The organism is Chryseobacterium pyrolae (assembly GCF_025153485.1).
Classification (GTDB): domain Bacteria; phylum Bacteroidota; class Bacteroidia; order Flavobacteriales; family Weeksellaceae; genus Chryseobacterium; species Chryseobacterium antibioticum.
Map to the genome: position 1 here is coordinate 363349 of NZ_JANZQH010000001.1, position 22471 is coordinate 385819.

20 protein-coding genes are annotated in these 22471 nt (G+C 35.0%); 4 read left to right on the forward strand and 16 right to left on the reverse strand.

Annotated elements, in window-relative coordinates:
* Positions 1–334: 334 nt before the first annotated feature.
* From NZD88_RS01590 to NZD88_RS01615, 6 genes are all read right to left on the reverse strand, one after another.
* Entirely contained in the window at positions 335–661 is a 327-nt protein-coding gene (locus NZD88_RS01590) for a helix-turn-helix domain-containing protein (protein ID WP_259826898.1), read from the reverse strand.
* A gap of 20 nt (positions 662–681) precedes the next feature.
* On the reverse strand, positions 682–834 hold the full coding sequence (locus NZD88_RS01595; protein WP_259826900.1) for a hypothetical protein: 153 nt from the start codon (positions 832–834) through the stop codon (positions 682–684).
* Positions 815–1258, reverse strand: coding sequence for a transposase (locus NZD88_RS01600; protein WP_259826901.1), 444 nt, complete (start codon positions 1256–1258; stop codon positions 815–817). Before NZD88_RS01600 ends, NZD88_RS01595 begins: the two co-directional genes overlap by 20 nt.
* A 101-nt stretch (positions 1259–1359) precedes the next feature.
* Positions 1360–2703, reverse strand: coding sequence for a hypothetical protein (locus tag NZD88_RS01605; RefSeq protein ID WP_259826902.1), 1344 nt, complete (start codon positions 2701–2703; stop codon positions 1360–1362).
* An 85-nt stretch (positions 2704–2788) separates the two neighbouring features.
* On the reverse strand, positions 2789–3352 hold the full coding sequence (locus NZD88_RS01610; protein WP_259826903.1) for a hypothetical protein: 564 nt from the start codon (positions 3350–3352) through the stop codon (positions 2789–2791).
* 653 nt (positions 3353–4005) lie between these two features.
* Positions 4006–5061, reverse strand: a complete 1056-nt coding sequence (locus NZD88_RS01615) for a pentapeptide repeat-containing protein (RefSeq protein ID WP_259826904.1) — start codon at positions 5059–5061, stop codon at positions 4006–4008.
* 490 nt (positions 5062–5551) lie between these two features.
* Here NZD88_RS01615 and NZD88_RS01620 point away from each other — a divergent pair, with 490 nt between their 5' ends.
* From NZD88_RS01620 to NZD88_RS01640, 4 genes are all read left to right on the forward strand, one after another.
* A complete protein-coding gene (locus tag NZD88_RS01620) occupies positions 5552–6412 on the forward strand; it encodes an AraC family transcriptional regulator (protein ID WP_259826905.1) in 861 nt (286 codons plus the stop codon).
* A 438-nt stretch (positions 6413–6850) separates the two neighbouring features.
* The gene (locus tag NZD88_RS01625; RefSeq protein ID WP_259826906.1) at positions 6851–7420 is read left to right on the forward strand and encodes a nuclear transport factor 2 family protein; all 570 of its coding nucleotides are present in this window, start codon (positions 6851–6853) and stop codon (positions 7418–7420) included.
* Positions 7421–7425: 5 nt separating this feature from the next.
* Positions 7426–7812 (forward strand): nuclear transport factor 2 family protein, encoded by a 387-nt coding sequence (locus tag NZD88_RS01630; protein WP_259826907.1) that lies wholly within the window; start codon positions 7426–7428, stop codon positions 7810–7812.
* Between the two features lie 240 nt (positions 7813–8052).
* A complete protein-coding gene (locus tag NZD88_RS01640) occupies positions 8053–9189 on the forward strand; it encodes an NADH-dependent flavin oxidoreductase (RefSeq protein WP_259826909.1) in 1137 nt (378 codons plus the stop codon).
* A 204-nt stretch (positions 9190–9393) separates the two neighbouring features.
* On the opposite strand, the gene NZD88_RS01645 is transcribed toward NZD88_RS01640, so the two are convergent.
* The 10 genes from NZD88_RS01645 to NZD88_RS01690 all read right to left on the reverse strand — a co-directional run bounded on the left by NZD88_RS01645 (position 9394) and on the right by NZD88_RS01690 (position 22381).
* The gene (locus NZD88_RS01645) at positions 9394–10068 is read right to left on the reverse strand and encodes a hypothetical protein (protein ID WP_259826911.1); all 675 of its coding nucleotides are present in this window, start codon (positions 10066–10068) and stop codon (positions 9394–9396) included.
* Positions 10069–10157: 89 nt separating this feature from the next.
* Positions 10158–10490 (reverse strand): helix-turn-helix domain-containing protein, encoded by a 333-nt coding sequence (locus NZD88_RS01650; protein WP_259826912.1) that lies wholly within the window; start codon positions 10488–10490, stop codon positions 10158–10160.
* 192 nt (positions 10491–10682) lie between these two features.
* On the reverse strand, positions 10683–11123 hold the full coding sequence (locus tag NZD88_RS01655) for a transposase (RefSeq protein ID WP_259826914.1): 441 nt from the start codon (positions 11121–11123) through the stop codon (positions 10683–10685).
* 157 nt (positions 11124–11280) lie between these two features.
* Positions 11281–11787 (reverse strand): hypothetical protein, encoded by a 507-nt coding sequence (locus NZD88_RS01660; RefSeq protein ID WP_259826915.1) that lies wholly within the window; start codon positions 11785–11787, stop codon positions 11281–11283.
* 81 nt (positions 11788–11868) lie between these two features.
* Positions 11869–16941: a GEVED domain-containing protein gene (locus tag NZD88_RS01665; protein WP_259826916.1), complete on the reverse strand. Its 5073-nt coding sequence runs from the start codon at positions 16939–16941 to the stop codon at positions 11869–11871.
* Positions 16942–17032: 91 nt separating this feature from the next.
* Positions 17033–17596: a hypothetical protein gene (locus NZD88_RS01670; RefSeq protein ID WP_259826917.1), complete on the reverse strand. Its 564-nt coding sequence runs from the start codon at positions 17594–17596 to the stop codon at positions 17033–17035.
* 269 nt (positions 17597–17865) lie between these two features.
* Positions 17866–19011, reverse strand: a complete 1146-nt coding sequence (locus NZD88_RS01675) for a tetratricopeptide repeat protein (protein WP_259826918.1) — start codon at positions 19009–19011, stop codon at positions 17866–17868.
* Positions 18995–20536 (reverse strand): helix-turn-helix domain-containing protein, encoded by a 1542-nt coding sequence (locus tag NZD88_RS01680; RefSeq protein WP_259826920.1) that lies wholly within the window; start codon positions 20534–20536, stop codon positions 18995–18997. The genes NZD88_RS01675 and NZD88_RS01680 overlap by 17 nt, the downstream gene beginning before the upstream one ends.
* A 202-nt stretch (positions 20537–20738) precedes the next feature.
* The gene (locus tag NZD88_RS01685) at positions 20739–20924 is read right to left on the reverse strand and encodes a hypothetical protein (protein WP_259826921.1); all 186 of its coding nucleotides are present in this window, start codon (positions 20922–20924) and stop codon (positions 20739–20741) included.
* Positions 20925–21334: 410 nt separating this feature from the next.
* The gene (locus NZD88_RS01690) at positions 21335–22381 is read right to left on the reverse strand and encodes a serine hydrolase domain-containing protein (RefSeq protein WP_259826923.1); all 1047 of its coding nucleotides are present in this window, start codon (positions 22379–22381) and stop codon (positions 21335–21337) included.
* Between the last annotated feature and the right edge of the window lie 90 nt (positions 22382–22471).

Sequence of the window (22471 nt, forward strand, 5' to 3'; positions counted from 1 at the left end):
TAAGTTTTGACAAAAATTTCCTCCTTATCTTTTCATTCTCTGCCTAAGAATTACAAATCCAATGATAATAATAGTTATAGCGAACCCATTAATAATATAGTTTTCTGACATTTCTAAATAATTTAAAATTTAATATGTTTATAAAAATTGCGTCCCTCATCAAAATAATGGATTTTATTTTTAGATAAATGACTGACTCCCACTATCAATAATGTAAAGAAAAGCTAGAACACCAAAGCATTTGTATGACCGCAAAATATAATCGGGATTTTCTTGAGAAAATTCAAATAACATGCCCTGAATGCTTTCAATTAAAGAGAAAACCGCCTGCCTTTTATATCACGAAGCTTTTTTTCCATCTGGTAACCGTGTTACGGCTTAATTTAAAATGAATGGCAAGTTGGGTATTGTTGAGTTGATTTTTTTTCTGGTAATCAAGCATTTTAAGAATATCTGTCTTTCTATAAGAACGGTGCCTCTGGTTAGCTGCAAAAGTTTCTTTGTCTGGGCTGCCGAAAATTTTTTCGTTCAGTTCTATAATATCCATAACAGATAAACTTTCTTTCTGTAATAGTCGCATGCAGCAATTTCTCTTATCCGGAAATTCTTTTACAATAATGTCGTTATAGATTCTTTTATAATCAGGGATTAATTTTTCCATAAGTAGTTTTTATTTTAATTTTACACACCTTTTTTTAGGATAATTCCTTTAATTTTTCTAACCAACCCCATAAACCAGAAATCGGCGGGATTGTCTTTAAGGTCCTGTCCAGGAAGTTCTGTTATCTCTTTATTGGATTTTCCTATCAGATCACTATATTTCTTTCTTTTCATCTTTATACTTGCTGATCCACTTATACAGAGTTGTTTTTGGGATTTTATAACTTTCCATTACTTCGGATTTTGACATTTCTCCTGACTCTATTTGTGCCAGAATGAAACCAATAACTTCTTTTGTATAAATATTTTTGCGGAACTCAGGTAAAATTGTTTTTTTGTGCTTCTTTTTTTTTGTGCTTTTGTCTGTAGCGGCTGGAGCATACAAAAGCAAATGCTGTGAATACAGTCTGAAAAAATCATATTCTAATAGCTTGCTCCATTTCAACAGATTTTCTGCTTCTATACTTGTTACCTTGTACATTTCCTTTATTTCCTGTTCCGTACATTTCATAAAATTACAAATGCGGGGAAGTTCTATCCCACGTGCCGCAACTTCTTTTTCAATCAATGGTCCTATTGGAATCTCTTTAAAATTCATTTGTTTGTGTTTTTAGAATCTTACAGATTTTTTAATCTGTACCTATTTTATAGGTTTATATTTATACCGGCAGACGAATTCATCTGCCGGATAAAATAAATTTAAGGGGCTTTAATCTGTTCTATTTTTATATATACTTTCATATCATTAGGATTAGTTCCGGAGGGGCCATTATTAGCTCCTGCCATCATAGTTACCAGATAAGCGGTTTTTGTAGTTCCCTGCTCTATCCAGCTATAATATCTAAATTCCGGTCCGTTATTATTTCCCTGATAAATACCAGGATCTCCCCAATTTCCTCTAACTGATGTTGTGGCTTGATTCCAAGTATTATTTTGTGTTCCTCCCCATTGGGTTGGTGGAAGCACAACACTATTACCAGAATCGGCAGTGGTTCCGCCTCCATAACCTCCAAGGTGATTATACATCAACGTTTTGTTTACCGCTGCATTACTTCTTATCTGAGCATCTGCATTTTGTACTTGATTGGTATTATTGGCAGCAGTTCCTGATGCTTGGTTACTATGTCTCAGAAATGCTCTTACAGTATACAAGCCATCTGGTGTTGTAAGGGATACCTGAAAGCCTCTAGTACCAGTAACGGGATCTACAACAAATTTCAGAAAATCCATTGTAGCTATTACCTGTATATCAGCTTTAACTTCCTGCCCAACTGTAACACTAGCGCAAGAATTGGTAATTGTTGGGTTTGCTGCATAAAAAGGGGTAAGGTCAAATGTCATACCAGTAGGGGCTTGCTGCGCTGCAGTAGGTGTACCGGTAATATTAAAATTTAATGTACCAGATCCCACTTCAAATGTTCCTGCACTTAGGGTTGCTGTTACCGCAGCGTTTCCTACAGATTGTAAAGTCACCCCAGTATAACTTCCTCCGTTACCTGCTACATAAGGTATTTTTAAGATTGTTCCTACAAAAGCGGTTCCGCCTGTAATTGCCTGTGCCGGGTCCAGATATGCGCTTGCGCATTGTAGCGTAGCATTAGGTGCAACAGAAGATTTATTGTCGAATCTTCTCCATTCAGTACCGTTCCAGAAATAATAACCTTCTGGAAGGGAAGTGGGAGAACCTCCAATATTATACACTAATAATCCTTTTGGCTGGTTGGCAACGCTGTTATCTCCATCTGCATTCAAATCTAAAGTTGAAGATGTTAAGTCGATTCTTGGAGCCAAAATTCCTTTGTTAGATGCTTTGACATCTAGCGCAGCATAATTGTCTGGCAATGTACCAATACCCGTAGCTCCTGATGCAGTTACAATAAAGTCGTCTGCTAACTGTGTTGCAGTTGGAGTTCCTGTGGTCGCATTATTTTTGGCGCCATCTATATTGAAAATTCCTTGTGGGTTTTGTGTATTAATACCCACCTGCCCGAATGCTAACGAACCGATCGTTAATGCAAAGATTGTATAAAATTTATTTTTCATTTGTGTAAAAATTTAATTGGTAAAGAGAAAAGAGCTTTACAATTACTCTTTTCCCTGAGTTGATATATTGAATTGTGTTTTTTTATTATATAGTGTATTTAAAAGAAGGAGGAGGGCGGATCTTTATTCCCATTAGAAAAGTCGTTTCGAATAATCCGGCTTTGAGAGATTGTTTTGGAAAAACTTTATTTTCGCATACAGGAAACATCTTATATTTATTCTGTAATACTCCTTGTTTTTCCTTAAAAGTATTGGTTATGATAATACCAATATTTCCTGATTTCTCATAGGAAACTATAACAGAGTTTTCATTTTCAGATAGATAGACTTCCTGTTTGGAACCCAATTTTAAAACCTGGTTTTCTGGTTTTCTATTTTCAGGTTTTTTTATAGTTTTAGCAAAAGAGGTCTGTGATGGTTTTTTTAGAGTAGGAGAGGAAAGCACAACCACTTTAATATTGGAAATTTGTTCCAGATTATGTACTGTGGTGGTGCCTTTTACATATAATAGAACCGGATTATTTTTTCTCTCCGTTTGAAAAAGAATACTGTCTTTTATATTTAGACTATCACCTGTTCCGATGTATAATTGTGCATTGGTATTATAAAAAGAGCATAGCAAAAGAAGCATGCTGGATGCTTCTTTCATACCGTAACTTCTTTTCTTTAAATACATTTTCACCACCTTAGTAATTAAGATGCAAGATTAATATTATTTTAACCTGTAATAAAGGAATGAGATACGCTGCAGATGCTTTATTAGTATGCCTGGACATACGACATAGATACTCTGAAAAAGAATACTTATGTATTAAGTTGCTTATTGTCAGTTTGTTAATTCAAATAAGTGCATTTTTATTTTGACTTTATACTATTGTTTTCAAAATGCATAGTTGAGCAAAGAACCTTGTGAGTAGATCCTATTTTAAGATAACAAAGACTGAAATTTATGGTATATGGGAAAGCAAACTTTAGTAATATACAGGGTAAGTGAAGTGTAAAGTGAACTGCTGTACTTTTGTATAAATAAAAAACACATGGAATAAAGCCAATGAACTTTTGATTATAAATATCGGTTGACACGTTCTAACCTATGCGTTAACTCTTTTATAAATACGGAAGATCATTTCGTTTTGTGGGCGACAGGCTTTATCTACTTTGTAAGCAAGATATTTACTCCGTTGGAAGCAAGCAGCGTAAATGCTGCCTGCTTTTATTTCAAAATCCACACCTGTCGATATAGGAATGTTCTTATAGGATTTTTTCAATCCCTGTATGGAGATGGTAATTTTATTTTTTGTTTTATGGTGTTAACAATGTGATATCAGCCATATCTGCTTTCCCGTTTTTCAAAAAAGCATAGGTTATCTTATCTACTTTACAGCCAATGAATTGGATCCGTTTCAAACTATTATTTTTAAAGAAAGTGTTAATAAGAGTTGAATTCTGGAAGGTTACTCTTTTAAAGGTACAGTTTTCAAAAGAACAGTCCTCCAAAGAACCTTCGAAAATGATATCCTCAAGCTGTATCCCAATAAAAGAAGTGCGGTTCCACACTGCATCTTCAATGGTATTATCCACAAAGGATCCTGATTTAAACTTCGCTCCGGTAAACTCTGATCCAGAGAAATCGCAGCCTTTGATATGACTTTCCAGGAATTCAGCTTCTTTCAGGCAACAGTCATTAAATATATTGCTGGCTAGGCTTGAATTCTGAATATGTCCGTTGCTGATGTCGGAATTTGAAAATCCACAGCTTTCAACATGACTGCTTTTTTGAAATCTCACCCCGATAAGATGGGCATCCGAGAAATCACAACCTTTTATATAGCATTTTGAAAATTCAGCTGCTTTAAGTAAAGTGTCGTTAAATAGATTACCCACTAAATGGGAGTTCTGAAATTGACTGTTGCTGATATCAGAACTTGAAAAATCACAGTTATCAACATGATTATTTTTTAAAAGAAGACCTGATAAATTCGAACCTATAAATTTGCAGCGTTGCATATTGGAGGAACTGAATTTTTCATTCAGGTTTTTTAAGCCTGAAAAGTCAGCATCTACCCAGTTTCCGTCTGACATATCCCAGGTAAGTTTTTTCTCCTTCATTTCGGGAGACGATTGTACAATACCAGATGACTTCAATTCAGCCGGCTCTTTTTCTGAAAGTTCAACGGGTATTATTTCATCAGTCATAGGTTCTAAGCCTTCTGAAAAATAATTAAGATCAACAGTTAGAATTGCAGCCAGACGGTTTAAAGTAATGATGTCCGGCATTGACTCTCCGCGTTCCCACTTTCCGACCGCCTGAGGACTAATAAACAGACGCTGAGCAAGCTGAGCTTGAGATACATTCATTTTTTTTCGTGCTACGGTAATTTTATTACCAATTATTTTCGTATTTAACATAGATAATATATTTCTTTTTTGGTACTACAAAGGTATATGAGATGCCCTTATAGAATCGAAAAAAAAAGAAAACTTATAGTTGTATTTACATTACTTGTAGTTGTTATTGACAACTAGATGTGGTATGTCCGGATCTTTTTAGAAATGTCATCACTTTTTATTCTTACACCGAGATGAATTATAAAATTTAGTTTGATAAATAAGAAAATATTTGAGAAATGTACCAAAATGTTCTTCAATATATCATACAATTTGAACTAATTAGTAAGATTATTTGAACTAAAAAGGATATTCTATTTTTTAGAGAACCCATAGATTTGTATATTCCAAATTGAACATAAGACCACTTTATATAATTCATTATCTATGAATTAAAGCTTAATGCCTAAATTAGTATGGATCAAAGTAACCCAATTGAGTGCTACAAAATGAAATTATAATGAAAAAAATGATAAAAGTTCCAACTTCGTTGATTGGGTGTGATGCTCCACAAAATGCCTTAATGTTGGATGGTTGCTCTATAATCGAGCAGTGCATACACAGTACGGAAGCTAAAGGAACAATGTACCTCGAACAGCATTTACTACTCATTGTATTGGAAGGATCTGTTGTTCTGACTTATGGTAAACAGGAATATACACTTGGCAAAAACGATATGATCTTACTCAAAAAAGCTACCGCTGTAAAATATCATAAATTCGGCAATGCTGAAAACGACAATATCTACGACAGCTTTATGTTCAGCATCAAAGATGATCTTCTAAAGTCCTTTTTGTCCACCTCAGAAATTAAGGTGTCAAAACCTGAAGGAGAGATCAAAACAGGCGTTTACCCAATGAATGAATGTTTGGTTGCATTTGCTCATTCGATGAAGCCTTACTTTTTTGATCATTCTGTGGTTCATCCCGGACAACTTCGCCTAAAGATCATGGAATTACTATATGATGTTGCAGAATGTAACCGAAATATGTTTTTACAAATTCTCCAATTACACGAGCCTGTACGAACTGACATCCGTAATGTGGTGGAACAGCATTATGCCTCACCAGTCTCTATATCCGAACTGGCTTATCTTTCCGGCAGAAGTTTGTCAAGCTTTAAGAGAGATTTCCAGAATATATATAATGTTGCACCGGCAACCTGGATAAGGGAAAAGAGGTTAGAAAAAGCAAAAGATATGCTGGAAACTACAACTTTGTCGGTTTCAGATGTCTGTTATTCCCTGGGATTTGAAAATGTCTCTCATTTTTCAAGGATATACAAAGAATTTCACGGCCAGGCACCAAGTACCTCTCGTTAGTAGATAATTTTAAAATTGGACTGATGAAAGTATTAATTCTATTGCTAATGTTGTAGATACCCTTGTCGCCATATTAGAAAATGATATAACAATCGGTAAGGTCATCTTAATGCATGATGGCAATACTCCGATTGATGAAGCACTCAATCAACTTCGATAAAATTCAAGTATTCAATTGTTTGAATCACAGTTTTCCATCTTATTCTCAATTTCATTAAAAAAGTTTTCATGTCAAATCTGATTTAATATTGAAACTTCGACACTATATTCCCACTTTCAAAAAGGACTAATTAGTCAAAATCTTTGAGCTAATTAGAAAAGCCATCATGTCTTCGTCATTGTACCTTTGTTATAGAAAAAGAGCTTAATTATTCTGTCCGATAGAACAGTACATTATACTCATAAACATAACAATACTTAAATAAAACAAGACGATTTATGAAAAACATTTCCGAACGAAAAAACGCAGTTCCAAACTCTGCAAATTTTAATACTAATGGCTTGAGGCAATGTATTGGGGGAATTTCTAAGAAGATATTTTCCTCAATCCCGGCGGTAGTAATGATCTCAGCTTTTACAATAGGTGGGTTATTGATTTCCTGCCAAGATAAAAATAATCAACGTAATCAAAACAATAAAACAGAAGTTATGCAAAACAATCAAGAACAAAAAGAAGGTATCCTGAAAGCAATAAATTTATATGTTGAATCAGGAAAAAAAGGGGATGGCAATATTGCAAAACCTGCATTTGCATCCACCGCAACAATGTCGTGGTCTGAAAACGGCGTATTGAAAAGTGTTCCAATACAAGTATTATTCGATGGGTTTTCAGCAGCAGAGCCAATGGACGCAAATTACACACTGACCACATTAGATGTAGAAGGTGATGCAGCAATAGTAAGAATCGAATCTCAGTTTGGGCCGGACAAATATGCAGATATGTTCACCCTGGTAAAAGACGGCAGCGATTGGAAAATCATCAGTAAAGTTTATCAAGTTAAAAAATAAGAATAATGTCAGCAAACAAAAATATCAACACTGTTCAGGATTATGAAGAGGTCTTAGCAGCAATGGAAGGCTATGTTCACGGATTAAAAACAGGAAACGTAGCAGAATTAAAAAAGACCTTTCACCAGGATGCAATCATGTACGGTCATTTAGGCGATGATCTTTCACAAGGTAGTATAGATAATCTGTATGCCTATGTTGAGAAATTTGGCGCAGCACCCAACATCAAAACCAATCTGACTGTTTTACACAAAACAACCACTACAGCAATTGTTCGTATTGAAATGGAACGTGATGCTGCAGATGAAGACTTCACAGATTACCATTCATTAATCAAAATTAATGGGGAGTGGAAAGTAGTTGCAAAGCTTTTCCATCTTTACGATAAATAATCAAAAAATCTTAACGATAAAGTTTTTACTGGGAGCATCAAACTGCTTTCAGTGGAGCTTTGCGTTTAAAAAAAATAATTATGTCAAAATTATTCAGTCCGTTAACGGTTAGATCAGTTACGTTTAAAAATAGAATTATTACTTCTCCGATGTGTATGTACATGGCTGAGGATGGATTTGCAAGTGATTGTAAATTAGTTTGTTATGGCTTAGCAGCCTTTAATATTTAATAAAAAAGTAATGAATAAATATAATAAGCTATTTTCTCCTTTAACATTTAATAAAGGAATCAGTTTAAAAAACAGAATTGTGATGTCGCCAATGACTACTTGGGCATCCAATGAAGACTTCACTATATCTGACGATGAGGTCGAATATTACCATAAAAGAGTCAATGGAGTAGGATTGGTCATTACGGGATGTACTCACGTAACGGCCAATGGAATTGGTTTTACCCACGAATTTGCAGGATACGACGATACTTTTCTTCCAAGTCTGAAGAAGCTGGCGAATGCTGCCAAAAGGGGTGGAGCACCGGCCATTTTACAGATGTTTCACGCAGGAAATAAAGCAATTCCTGGTCTTATTCCAAATGGCGAAGTGGTAAGCGCAAGTGCTGTTTCAAGTGGATCAATACTGCTTTCTGATAAAGAAAATCTTCCGAAAGAATTGAGCGAAAAGGAAATTCTGGAAATGATCAAGGCATTTGGCGATACCACCAGAAGAGCCATCGAAGCAGGTTTTGATGGTGTTGAAATTCACGGTGCACACGGATTTTTGCTTCAGAATTTTATATCATCTTTTTTCAATAAAAGAAATGATCAATGGGGAGGTTCTCTGGAAAATCGTCTACGACTTAGCATGGAAATTGTAAGAGAGGTAAAAGGTGTAGTTTCAAAATATGCTGATCGTCCTTTTTTAATAGGGTATAGAATTTCACCTGAAGAAATGCCTCAACAGACCTATGGACTTCCGGACACTTTCATTTTAATGGATCAATTGATTGAAGAAAATATCGATTATTTACATTTCTCTCTGCTGAATGCTGTCAATCAAAAACCACTTGATTCAAAATATTCAGAAGAGCCAATATCAGTTGTACTAAACAATTATGTGAACAACAGAGTTCCTGTACTTGTAGCTGGAGGTATTACTACGCCTGCGATGGCTGATAAAGTTTTAGACTATGGTGTATCGATGGTAGCCATAGGCAGAACTTTGATCGTTAATCCTGATTGGGTAGAATTAGTAGAACGCGGAGAAGAAGAAAAAATAGCTTCAATTCTTAAACTTGATACAGTAGAGGATAAGAAAATACCAACAAAATTGATGACGGTTTTTGAAGCGTTAAAAGGTTGGGTTATTCTGGAGTCCTGAAAGTGAAATTTTCTTACATCATCTCAATTTAGAGAGAGAAGGATCATTCGTCTTTACGAATTTAAACTAGACAAGTATCTTATCCTAATTTTTCAGCTGGGATTTAGAGCTCTTTAGCTTTCCAATCAATGATGCAGACTTTAGATAATTAATAAAAAAGTCTGCATCATTATTAAAAAATGAATAGAGAAAACCATATCTAATCTATCTTTCCTGCAAAATAGAAAATTGAGCATTGGAATTGGCTAATAGACTAATATTAGATAATACGACACCTCTCATTCCAAAAGTAATTTTATCTCCTTTATTGAGTTTTACAATGGTTTGTGTGGATCTGGTAGGAGGAGAAACCCCTATACCTAAAACGTTGATATTGGCAAAAGATTCTTCGCATAATAAAGTAGTATTACCAGAAATATCAATTTTAAAAATCCCAATTCCTGTAGTTGATGCAGAAAGAAGAGATGCCATTTCTAAAAAGAAATAGACATTATAAATCCCGGTTTTTGGGGTAATAAATTCTTGTTGAGACAAGCTATAATTGTTCCCATCATCAATTTCCAGAGTAGGAAAAGATACCTGAAGCCATCCATTCAATAAACTGATGGATAAGAGGGAAAACCCTGTACCACCTAATCCTTTTACAATAATTTTTTTGGGTAATAAATGATCTGCATCTGTTTGATTTACAGTATTATTATTACTTAATACTAATATTCTGCTTCCATTTTCTGGAGTAGCTAAAGTATCTACTTTTCGGATCCTAACATCCCCATTGACATCTAAAGTTGCTTGAGGATTTTTGGTGTTGATACCTACCTGGCTCTTAAATGCAGAGGAAATTATCCCCAACATAAGAAATAAAATTTTTGCATTCATAATAAAAAATGTGTATTTGGTGATTGTTTTTGATAGTATTTATTCTATCATCATAAAAGTTATAATGGTTGTAAACAGAAATAAGATCATCAGTTTTGTGCAACAAATATTTTTTTCCACTTACTGACGCTATTTCTGCTAAGTTTAAACTGTATTGCTATCTGAGTATTGTTTAATTTATTTATTTTTTGATATTCCAGAATTTCTAATATCGTAGTTTTATTATACGAGCGTAACCTTTGATTAAACACCTGAGCTTCTTTATTTATGCTACCGAAAATGAGATTATTTAGTTTGAGAACATCCAGAATAGACAATTCTTCCTTTTCCAGTATCGTGTTGCACTGAGATTTTTTACGAGGATATTTCTTCGAAATAATATCTTGATAAATTAATTTGTAATTAGGCTGTAATTTTTGCATAATTTTATTTTTTAATAACAATTCCCATCCCCCGTACTCCTTATCAAAAATTATCATTTGTGTAGTTAAAATCTAAGTCATCATCTTCAAAGGCTCAGGGGTGGAAATCGTTAAGCAAATTTGTTATATTATTAATTTTTATTTGACGTTGTATCCATAATATCAGAATAGGAGGTACTTTTACATGAGTGTTTATTTAGTTTCTTTTTTTCTGTATTTTGCGATCCATTTAAAGAGTGTGGTTTTGGGAATTCTATATTCGTCAATAACTTGTTGTTTTGTTTTTTCGCCTGAATCGATAAGTTCTAAAATAAAATCAATGACTTCTCCTGTATAAATGTTTTTTCTGAATTGTGGGAGTTGAGATATTTGTTCAGCTTTATAAGGACTGTTTCCTGCTGGAGGTGAAAAAAATATTAAATGTTGGGTATATAATCTAAAGAAATCATACTCTAATAGTTTACTCCACTTTAATAAAGAATCTGTAGAAATGTCCTTTTGCAAAAACATCTTCTCTACATCTTGCTTATTGCATTTCATGACATTACAAATGCGATCAATTTCCACATCAAGCTCTATTGTCTTTTGCTTAATTAGGGATCCTACATGAATATTTTTAAAATCACTATCCATATTTTATAAATTTATTGATGTTTATGTTGTTGATAATTGACATTTTTTACATTCTAAAATATTTAAAACTTCAACCATAGTAATTTCTGGATCAGAACTTATGAAAAACGGATACATTAACTACCTGGTTGAAGACACAGTTCGTTTATTACTAAGATTATGGTTTCCAGAAAGACCACACCGTCCCATTGTATACGGCCAACTGACGGGCTGTCGTATCATATACCATCATTCCTGCAGCAGGATTGATAACATTTAAATGCGGACTTGCTACTTTAGGAAGAATCATAGCTTTGTTATTATCCTCCAAAACTAAAATGCCATCTGTTGAAGTAGGTGTTCCAATACTTACCTTAGCTCCTGTTTTCTCAGCTTTGGTGGTTTGTATGGATAGATTTGCATTTCCGGTGGTATCTACACTTAAGTCAAACCAACTTCCCCCCTTAAGGTATTTTACTTTCTTATCTGCTGTGTTGTAAATAATAGTTCCATTTTCAGAAATCCCACTGTTATTTTCTACATAGGGGAGGATCAACCCTCTATTTTCGGTAGTTGCAAATTCTAAAGAGACCGAAGGATTAGTGACACTGGTTTTTCCTATGGCCACCTGGGCCTTTATGCCCACAATACAGAATAATGCAATACTTAATATTATTTTATTCATTTTATAAATTTTAAGTTAAAAAGCTTGGGCAAAAGCAATAGAAAAACATCTATCACTTTTGCTTTAAGCTTATGTTATTATTTAATCAGGACAGGTTTGTGTATTTAAGCACTGCCAGCTGAATGTACTTCCGCCATCTGTGGATGTGTACATTTTCAGACAATTGTTTGTTGTATCATACACCATCATCCCTTCCACAAAATCAGCGACAGGAATTCCTACAGGATTACCTGTACCATTAAAAGGAAGCCTGTTCACTACAAACCCTTTGGTTTTGGATTCAAGTACCATCCAGGCTCCTTTACGGATCATTGGCCAGTTATCAGGGTCCGTTGCTCCTGCTCTGTTCAGAGAGGTGATTCCTGCTTTACTATCCAGTGAAGTACCGCTTATTATTCCAGGTTTATAACAGAATGGTGTAAGCAGACAGGCAGCATCTTGTAGTAAAGAATTTTCAGAATTTCCAATCCCTTGTCCCTGGTTTCCATTGACATCTGCAGCTCCACCGCTGTTTACTACTGTGGGTACGCCTTGTGCATCTACACATATGCTGGAAGCACAAAGATTTTTATTAGAAGCTGTGGAGCCTGTGCCCACGGTAAGTGTTCCGCCAGCATTAACTAACTGATTTGCTGCCACATTTTCATCTCCCTCTAAGGCATCCAAACAGCCATCATTATCAGAATCAAGATCCAGATAATCCGGTATTCCGTCTCCATCGGTATCTTTGTAGCTGTTAGCAGAATTTGTACCCGAAACTACACTCACACCTCCTATAGATAAAGGTGTTGCAGCAGTAACCTCATTTCCTATTCCGTACCAGTCGGTCATAAATGGAACATCTCCGGTGGTAGAACTTATACTGACTAAAGAACCGGCTGTGATACCGTTGGCGTTTGTTAATGTAACATACGAATAGGTAGAATCATAGCTGAAAGGCGCCCATCCGCTAATCGGGCTGCCATTGTATAGCATTTTTCCTGTATTTCCTGTTTTAACGAAGATTGTTAATCTGTTTGATGTTGTCATTGTCGTTGGGATCGACATGATAGCAGGTCCTAAGGTGGCTTTGGTCACATCTTGTATGGTTGTTACCGAAGGATCATAGTTATAAGGTACTATTTTGGTAAACTGTACCGGTGCACTGGTTTCAATAATTTGAGAAGTATTGGTATTCTGCGTATAAGCATAAGTATCCCCGGGGTTGCTTAATACAGTTACAACCGTCCCGTCTACTTTTACTGCGGTCCCGCTTTGGGTTGCCGTAATTATCATCCTTCCTGTATTTGAAGCACTTCTCGTCAAAAATTTAGTTCCCAGTAGCCTGTCCGGCAATAAGTATTCTACCAGGTTATCACAGGCACCTGAAGTTGCAGTTGCACATCTGGTGTATGACATTACTCCTACAGATTTAGTAGAGGTCACGGTAAAACCTGTAGAGTCCGGCGCACCATTGTCATAAACATAATTCTGGCCATTATTCAGGGTAAAAGATGCAACAGTTGCTCCGGCTTTGTTTTTGACAACCACCAGATTATTATCGCTGGCACTGAAAATCTGTATACCATTAGTAAAACTGGCATTTGGGTAGGAATTAACCGTATATTTTGTACCCCATACAGAAGGAGGATATACTACTGTAGCATCATCTGCCGCCGGAGCTCCTTGTATTTCCTGTAGAATTGAAACAGGAGACGACGATGATACCTGCACATATTTTCCGCTGGTTACATTATTTAAAGGCCAGTTCGGTACTTGTGTGGGTAGTAGACTAATCACCAAAATTCCAGAGGCTGGAATCACAGCCGGCGTAGCTGCTCCGCCATAAGGGGTATAGGTCACCGTGGTACCCGCTGTTCCTGTAATATATAAATTCCATTGATAAGCCGTAGTTCCCTGAAAATTTGGGGTATTGTAAAGCTTAAATGCAGAATCATTTAAAGAAACAGGCCCTTCAGCAGAGTCCAATATCCCATCATTATCGTCATCAAGATCCAGGGTATCACGAACACCGTCTCCATCAGAATCTAAATTAGGATCAATAATAACAGGAGTAGTTAGCGGTACAGGATAATCTTCTATTTCTCCATTGGCATACGTTGTACCGTAAACTCCTGTGCTAAGTCCGTCTCCTATAGAACGTTCGTCTACAAGAGCGGTCGCTGCATTGTCTGTGAGCACTGCTGTAGTAAAACGCAACCTCATATAGCTTGTTGCTGCCCCTGTATCAAAATAAAAAGGTGCAGACCAGGTAAGTACAGCAGTTTGTACACCAGTAGTTCCTGTTACAGCTACGGAAGTATATTCGGATTCGGAAAAACGTCCGTCTCCGTCCATATCGATCCAGCCATGCAATGTAGCGGTTCCGGCAATGGTTTTATATACATTAACATTAACGCTGTAGCTTGTGGTAGTAGAATTCAGCTGTGGCAGTGTCCCGGATATTCCGTTTTCATCTGCTCCGTCCCCGTTAATCCCACTGTTATTTGCCCCTGCAGTTACCGCATTATTGGAAGATTCCGTATCATATATACTTCCCAAATACAATGTGGAAGCAGGGATATGTCTTGCTGGTACTACGTCTATAGAATTATTAATCTCAAAGCTTTCAGGGGCATCACCAAAATCAAAAACTGCGTTTACAGCAAGTCTGTAATCTTCTATTTCCCCAATACCCGGAGCTGTGCCGTAAACTCCCGGATTAATTCCATCTGCAAAAGCCCTTTCATCATAGCCTGTGGTAGCACCGTTGTCTGATAAGCCTGCATTTGTAAGTCTTAGACGTAAATACACCTGTGAACTTGCAAGCTGACCTGTGGTTGCAGCAGTCCATATCAGGTTTACGGAAACAGCATTATTAGGCACCAAAACTGTAGCCACTTCTGTTACTTCAAAAATCCCATTGTTATTAACATCCAGCCATCCGTATAATGTGCGTGCTGCTCCGGAAGTATTGGTAATACTTACAGGCAATGTAAATATAGCAGTAGGCGTTACAGGGTGTACAGAAGGGTTGATACCTTCTTCATCAAGTCCATCTCCATTAGTTCCGTTGTTATCTGTATCAGTGGCAACGCTTTGTACATTATATTCTATATCCGGAGTCGTATTTCCGATTCGTAAAGTAGCACTAGGAATCTGGCGTGCCGGAATTAAGATTCCTGTCGGCTGATCATAAGATACAGGCACATCTCCAAAATCATACCCTGGATTTACTGAAATCCTGTAATCTTCTATTTCTCCAATACCTGGAGTGGTACCGTAAATTCCGGTATTAAGACCATCCGCAAATGCTCTTTCATCATAAGCGGCAGTAGCCGCATTATCTGCCAAAGCTGTTCCTGTAAGTCTTAGGCGTAAGTAGACTTCTGTACCGGAAATATTTGCAGTCTGAGCAGCTGTCCAACTTAAATTGACAGGTGTACCGTTGGTTCCTGTACCAACAGCCGCTGTTGCAACCTCTCCTGTTTCAAGCACACCATTCTTGTTAATATCCAGCCATCCATATAATGTGCTTGCTGCACCGGAAATATTCGTCACATTTACCGGGAGTGTGAAGAGGGTACTGGGTGTAATAGAAACCGTGGCAGGGTCTATGCCGTCTTCATCCAATCCATCTCCGTTTGTTCCATTATTATTGGCTCCCGGAGATACGTTTTGGGCTACTGACTCTATATCTGTTGTAGCACCAATTTTTAAAGAAGAACTCAACAGCTGACGTGCAGGTAAGAATGTTCCTCCTGGCTGTTCATAAGATACAGGCAGGTCTCCGTATTCATATGTATCTACAACGGCTATCTGGTAGTCTTCTACCTCGCCATCAGGTACTGTGGGAGCATCAGCAGCATTAGCAGTACTGACTGCTCCATTTCCAATACTCCGTTCATCAATAAGGGCTCCTCCGGAAGCTGCAGTGGTAAAGTCAGCAAGTAACTGATCTGAAATCCTTAATCTTACATAAAGGTTAGATGGTCCTGTAGCAATAGTTGCTGTCTGGGCTGCAATCCAGGTGAGTGTCTGGGTACTGTTTCCAGCTGCAGAAAAAGCGACAACTGGTGCTGCCTCTCCAACCTGGAATCTTCCATCATTATTAAAATCAATCCAACCGTATAAGTATTTAGTTGATACAGCATTATTTATAACAGGTACGCTTAAACTGTAAACGATTCCCTTTCTCATCTGATTGGATGCAGTATTAACAGCATCTTCATCTGTGCCGTCTCCATTCGTCCCATTATTATTTGCACCTACCGTTACACTCAATGGGGAAAGTTCAAGATCAGGAATTGTGCTTCCCAGTGCAAATCCAGCCAAGAGACTATGTCCTGCAGGAGCATAGACTCCGTCTTTTGTGAAGTCATATGTTGTTGGTACATCTCCATAATCATAAACGGGTGAAGTTACACTTGCCCAGGTAGTACCTACATTAATACCGTCTACCTGTAGTGTGGGAGCAGTAACAGCTGTACCCTGCAGAAGAGCTATCGCTGAAAAGGCACCGACATCCGTACCAACAGCTGCTGTATATTCCGCATCTGCTGTTACAGGTTCTGCAGACAATCCTGGATTTACATACAGTTTCACATCATCGTTTGTAGCTCCTGCTACCACATCGTATTTTAAGACCACCATTACATTGGTATTAAACGGTCTTACTGTAGTCTCATATACAGGGACACCTCCGGTGCCTCTCAGGACTCCAAAGCTGAAGCCTGAACCATTTGATTTCACAAACAGCTTAGCACCTACTGTTGTAGCCGGAGCTCCACTTGTACCTATAGAATAAAAGAAGTCTCCTGCTACATTAGCTGCCGATACATTGACAACAAGTGAGGAGTATATGGGAGCTGAAGTACTGGTAAAAGTACGATATACATCCTGTCCGTTATTGGCTAAAGAGACTTTATTCCCCATTCCGTTGCCAATAGAACCTGAATAAGCAAGATTGCCATTAGAAACCGTTATATTATTAGTCCCGGTCCCAGCTAAGGCGTTCCAGTTACTGCCCGTAAGCAATGTACCTGGAGCATAGTTGAAGCTGTCCGTTAGTAAAGTTTGCGCTTTATAACATTGGGAACATGTTAATAAAACTGCATAAATACTCCAGACGACCCGAAGATTGTGCTTTTTCAAAATATTGATTATTAATTTCATTTTAAGTCAGTATATTTTTTTAATACTGTGTGTTTTTTTGTTATAAATGATATATTGCTAAGTGCAAAAAATAGAATACTTAACGACAGTATTATGATATAAAATACTGTGTAGTTTTCTTATCGAATTTGGGTGGTGGACGGATAAAATAATTGAATTTTAAAGTCTTGTCAGCGTATAAGTTTATATCGCTTTGCTCTATAGCTGATCTGAGAGAAACATTAAAATAAAAACAGTAATCTACTTTTGCATATTTTCCTGATACTTTTGAGTGAAAGTTTAATTGTGCCACAGCCACAGTACAATCAGGATTATTATTAAAAAAATGTGCAGACCTGACCGGACGGGGCTGGATTTTATATTTTACCGGAACGTTTTTATACGTATTAGCTGTCTTAATTTTACTGTTCTTTCTACTCGTTTTCTTATTAAACTTTGAGCTCTTATTTTTTTCTTTTAGAATAAAATTTTCAGAGGGATTGTATACGATGACCTCCGAAGAATGGTCTTCGTTAATGTATACAGACGCCCGAGAACCTATATACATTTTTGCATTTCCCACTATGGTAATCTGTGCAAAAATCAGATGCAAGGGACATAGAAAAATATACAAACAAGCAAAAAAAGCAATTGCCTTGTTTTTGTTTTTCTTCATTTGTGTTGTTTCTTAATAATTATATTTAACAGTTTTTTTAATCTTAAGAATAGTCATGGGAACATGACATCTTGCTTGAAATAATTAAATTATTACAGGTAGAGAGCTGTCAAAATTTCGAAAATTTGGAACAAAATTGAAATATCCCTAAACACTGTCCTTCAATTAAATTATGGACAAATGTAAAGGGATATTAAGGGTAAATGAAAGTGAATAGATATGGAAATTCAGGAAAAACGATAATGTTTAATCGGTTGAATTGTAGTGGTTTAATTGCTTTTATTGGCGTTTTTTTTCAAATGATCATCTATTGCCGACTGATGTGATTTTATGATGTTTTTTTTCTTCTTTATCATAAAAATAAGATAATAGATAGCAAGAATATGTAAGATAAGTATGATAGAAATTTTATAAAAAAAGCTTAGCGAGTTGGCCTCTATTTTCTCTGTATATCTTTTATCAGATACACGGATTATATCATTCATAAAATCTTTTTCAAATTTCTGTATTTTATTATTGGCAGCTCTGCTCATTTTTAAATACTCTTGGTATCTGCCCCAATCATTTTTAGCAATGCTGTTATAGGATACCCATTTGTATAAATCTCTTTCTAAAAAGGGATCACGCAATTCTTTTGAAAGTAATAGAGCATTGTTAAGATTATATTCAGCTTCTGTAGTTTTTGATGTAAGAATATTTGCTTGTCCTAGCCCCAAATATGCATATCCTAATGCATTATTATTGCTTATTTTCTTTCCTAATGTTATTGCTTCAGAAAAGATGATCTGTGCAGAGTCTATTTTATTTTGATTTAAATAACAAGATCCAATGTTTTGCATCGCAACACATTGATTTGCAATCATATATTGGTTTTTGGGGTCAGTTTGATATTCAGCTACTGATTTTTTAAGAAATTTAATGGCCAATTCATTATTAAATTGATAATTATAAATCATCCCTCGCAAAGCATAATTGTTTCCTATTAATCCTCTTATGGAATCCTTATGCGGGTAGGACTGTACCAAACCATCAGCTATATCTAAATATGAAAGAGCCTTATCATACATTTTTAACTGATAATATTGCAGAATAATAATGTTTAAAGCCCTTATTTGATGATTTATATAATGATTTTCTTCTGCAATTTTTTTGCCCTGCAAACCATATTGTAAAGCTTTCTTATAATTTCTTTTCGCGGTATATGCATTGGCCAGGGAGAAAAGAGCGTCAATTTCAGTTTCATTATTTATATTATCTAAATCCAGAACTTTTTCTGCCACTTCAATCACCTTATCCGGATTACTTGAAAGCTTTAATCGAACTGCACTCAAAAGACTATCCGGATTTTCCTGTCCAAATAAATTAATACTGAGAATACATAACAATAAGTAATATTTTCTATAGTCTGTGAGCATTGTTCTTTTTATCTTCTTTAATAAAATCTATAAAAGTTATCGGTGACATACCAATATGCTTTTTAAAAGCAAAAGTAAAACTGTTATGTGAAGCAAATCCGCATTCTTCAGCTAAATAGCTTACCTTAAAATTAAGATATTGAGGATCTGTTTTCAATTTATTAATAATATAGTTGATTCTTAATTCGTTGACGTAGAAATTAAAATTTTTCTGCTTATGATCACTTAATATTTTCGAGAGGTATTTTGTATTGGTGTTTAGTTGGGATGCCAAAAGTGGAAGAGACATATTATCATTCAGAAATTTATTGCTTTTTTCAAATTTGTCTAATCCGGTAAGTATGTTTTTTTCGGTTTCCAAAGAAACTGAAATAGGCTTTAAGGATTTGTTTTTTTGTTCCTGATGATTAGACTGATCCATTATTTCAAAAAAGTGAATTAAGTCTTTTTTATTCTTTATTTTTAAATTATAGCTCCTTTGAAATATAACTACCACCACTACTATAATCAGTAAAAAAGTAAGTGATATGTATATAATATTTTTTTGTTTTCTTTCTTTAAGATGTACAATGTTATTTTTTTTGTTTTCATAATTATTTACAACCCATTCATTAGCTAAACTAAGTTGAGATTCAGTATTTACTTCTGCAATATTCAGTTTTTGATAATATTCCTGAGATTTTTTACTGTCTTTTAGAGCGATAAAGCTTTTCATTAATTTTTCATTAATCTCTTTTTCGTAAAAGGGATTATTAATCTTTTTTTGCTTTTCAACGGCTTTATACAGGACCTCAACTGCCGTTTCATATTGTTTATTATTGAAGAAATAGTCACTATAATCGATGAAAGTTAGCATTTCCCAGTAATCCATATTAGTCTTTTTTTCAAGATTCTCCATACTTTTGGAGAAATAAAAAAAAGCCATATCATAATCAGATCTTTCTAAATACCTTTTTGCTATTTGGGTAAATAATGTTCCCTTGGTGATTTTTGCAAATGCCAAATCCATTTCAGGAGAAAGTTTCGGGTCTTTTTTTATGATCTCAGAAATCTCTATTTCTTTAAATTCTTTATGAAGTTTAGAATTCCGTTTTATTATTTGCTTAGCCTCATCATTATATTTTGTAGAAAGGTCAGTTATGTTTAAAAAATTCATAATTTCTGACAGCAACGATAATGAACTTACATGTAAACTATCGTCATTTGATTCCTCTGCTATACGTTTTGCATTTTCAGATGCTTCTATTGCTTGACCATATTTACCTTCAATAAGATAACTCTTTGAAATAAGCAAATAGCTTTGTATAATTTCCTTTGACGATTTAGAATTTTTTGCAATATGTTGAGCAAACTTTAAAGATTGTTCAGGATTAGAATACAAGACTTGTTGTGCATTATATAATAGAAGTTGCATTTCTTTTTTTTGCTGAGACAATAAATTTCCTGTTGAGATGCAATACAATATAATAAATAAAACTGCAGTCAACTTATACTGGGGAGTTAAATTTGTTTTCAGTCTCTTCATATAGTTTATTAAAAATAAAAAACATTTTTTTATCATTCCCTTTTATTTAGGACGTCATTTGAATTAATTCTAACATGAAATATACAGGAAGACATGGTAATCTTTCGACTGTCGGCAATAGCTAAAAGTATTTTTTTATAAATTAACCTCTTTTGATAATATATAACATTGAATTATAATGATTTGCTTTTTTGACTATTTCCTAAAAAGAAGGGTCTGCAGGTATTGCCAGCCTTAAAAAATTAAACTCCAATTTATTTCCAGAACCAACCTTTTCAATTAATTTACTGATGAATTCATGACCATTGTTCATTTTAATCTGCTGCTGCTCAAAGGTAATATTTTTTACTATTTCTGCAACATTTTTTCCTTTTATGGAAATTTTCAACTATGAAATTTAATACGAGGGAAGATTCCAGAAATGGCACAAATTAAGATTAAAATAGCAATTATTTTAGGTAGAGTAAATGGCTTGTATGCTTTAAATTCAGATAGATTTAATTAGTTCAAATAGCTTTTAAAAAGTGTGTTTTGAAAATTCGGATACAAAAACGGATACAAAAAGAAAAAATAGAATTTTTAATTATTTGTATTTTAATGATTTATAAAATTCTCTTTTAGAATTTAGTGACCAAGACGAGCATGTCTTCAAACACCTTTATCGATGATTTGGTTCGTTTGAGCCAAATTATGCAAGAACTACAAAGCTCATTTTTATAAGATAATTTTCTTGTTGGTTAAACTTTTTGCAATATAATTTTAAGCATTCGAGACAATCGAAGTTAGCATAGTTGATCTTTAGTTTGCTTTGATGTCCTCATACAATTGATCAACTACTTTTTCCAAAATTTCTGCTGTTTCATTAAAGCTGGTGTTTGTCAATATGGATATTCCTATATTTTCTTTAGGATAAATTACAAACCAATTCTGCATTCCGTAGATGCCTCCGTGATGCCTGTACATTAATTGATGATCCTTTTCTATGATGTACCAATGATAACCTTCCCAAAAATCAGAGCCTTCTTTGTATAATTTTTTATGAGATTCGTTGACAATAAGATTTGATGGGTCAAGTTGCAATTTCATATATTTCACTAAATCCGTAGTCGTAGAATGCAATCCTGAGATTCCACCCCATAAAGTTCTGTTGAAGTTGGGCATTATCTCGTTTTTATCATTATAGCCTTTTACCAATCTTTTTCTATCATTTTCATTGAGTGTAAACTTGGTTTGATTCATTGTATTAGGTTTCAAAATAAATTCAATGACTAATTCCTCAAAAGATTTTTGATACACTTTTTCAAGGATATAGGCGGTCAGCTCCGGAGCCGTGTTTGAGTAGGAATATTTTTCTCCAGGCTTCGTTTCAATGGTGATGAGTTTTAGTCCTTCAAAAAAAGCCTTTTTATTTTCGCTTTTTATAGGGAAATTAGGAAATCCACTGGTATGGGTGATGAGGTGTTTGATTCTTATAGGTTCACCTTTAAATGCTAAATTGGGATAAGGTTCGTTAAGATAGATTCTGATATCATCATCTAAATTTATTTTCTGATCAAGTACGGCTTTAGCGGCAATATAACCTGTAAAAGTTTTGGTTACAGAAGCTAATTCATAAAGGGTAGAATCGTTGGGTTTGTTTCCTTTTCCAATCGTTAATTCTCCAAAATGTTTTATGGTGGATTTTCCATCTTTAAGCACTACAATGGAAACAGAATGAAATCTTTTGTCCTCTAATAACTGAAGAGCATTTTTTGTAATCGCATGTTCAACATTTTGGGTATGGGTTGGATGGACACTTTTACACCCAAGTAAGGCAAAAAATAAAATAGGGGTTACATATTTCATGGTCAGAATTTTAATTTGATATTCATAATCTGATGCAAATATGCTGTAGAGAATCTTGAAAAAAGTCCGTATAAAAAAGTCGGACTCATT